The organism is Sphingopyxis sp. LARHCG72 (assembly GCF_052871675.1).
Genome location: NZ_JBIXJU010000021.1, coordinates 1 through 1,249, shown reverse-complemented (window position 1 = coordinate 1,249; position 1,249 = coordinate 1). Strand labels below are relative to the sequence as shown.

General features: G+C 61.7%; 1 protein-coding gene. It reads right to left on the bottom strand.

Going from position 1 to position 1,249, the window contains the following annotated elements; all coding sequences use genetic code 11:
* Positions 1-40 precede the first annotated feature (40 nt).
* Positions 41-1,188, bottom strand: a protein-coding gene (locus ACIPPQ_RS21685) for an IS3 family transposase (protein WP_088473103.1) whose coding sequence is annotated in 2 segments (ribosomal slippage) — positions 41-930 and positions 930-1,188 — 1,149 coding nt in all. Because the reading frame shifts where the segments join, the coding sequence is not laid out codon by codon here.
* Between the last annotated feature and the right edge of the window lie 61 nt (positions 1,189-1,249).

The window sequence follows — 1,249 nt, the reverse complement described above, 5'->3', positions numbered from 1 at the left end:
TGGCCTGCTGCCGGTTTGATGGACGCCGAGATAAGTTCATTCAGGCTACCCCAGCTTCACGTTCGAAGTCGATAGGACTGAGGTAACCCAGGGTCGAGTGACGCCGGGTCGGGTTGTAGAAGCATTCGATATAATCGAACACGTCGGCCTTCGCCTGCGCCCTCGTGCGGTAGATTTTCTTCCCGATCCGCTCGGTCTTGAGCGAGGAGAAGAAGCTCTCCATGGCGGCATTATCCCATACATTGCCGGACCGGCTCATCGAGCAGGTAACCCCATTATCGGCCATCAGCCGCTGGAACTGCTCGCTGGTATATTGGCTTCCCTGATCCGAGTGATGCAGCAGCGCGTCGGGTTTGCCACGCCGCCAGATCGCCATGATCAGCGCATCGGTGACGAGCTGGGCTGTCATGGTGGCGCTCATCGACCATCCGACTACCCGGCGCGAGAACAGGTCGATCACCGCAGCAACGTAGAGCCATCCTTCGGCCGTCCAGATATAGGTGAAGTCTGCGACCCACTTCTGGTTCGGCCTGTCGGCCGTGAACTGGCGATCCAGCACATTGCCGGCGATGACCGACCGCTCGCCATGATCCTTGGGAAGCCCGCGTCGCCGCGGCCTTGCTCGCAGACCCTGCGCCCGCATCAGTCGTTCGATCCGGTGCAAGCCGCAGGATACCCCGTCGGCCAGCAGATCGTGCCAGACACGGCGCGCACCATAGGTGCGATAACTTCCTACATGGCTGGCACGGACCTTGGCACCGATCACCTCGTCGTCGCGGGCACGCTGCGACGGCGGGCGGATCAGCCAGGCATGGAAACCGCTTCGCGAGACACCGAGCGCCCCGCACATCCATGCCACCGGCCAGATCCCTCGGTGCTTCGCGATGAACTGGAACTTCATATCGAGTCCCTCGCGAAGTAGGCGGCGGCTTTTTTTAGGATGTCGCGTTCCGCCTTCAGCTTGGCCAGCTCGCGCCGCAGGCGATCGATCTCCATCTGCTCCGGCTTCATCTGACCGTGACCGGGAAAGGCATGACCCGGATCGGCGGCAAGCTCCCGGACCCATTTACGCAGCACGTTCGCATGCACATCCAGATCGCGCGACGCCTGGGCGATCGTCACCCCGCGTTCGCGGACCATCCTCACCGCCTCAAGCTTGAACTCGCGGCTGAACTTCCTTCTTTGCATTGTGGACCTCCGATAGGTGGAAACACCCTATCTCGGTGTCCACCAAACCGGCAGCAGGCCA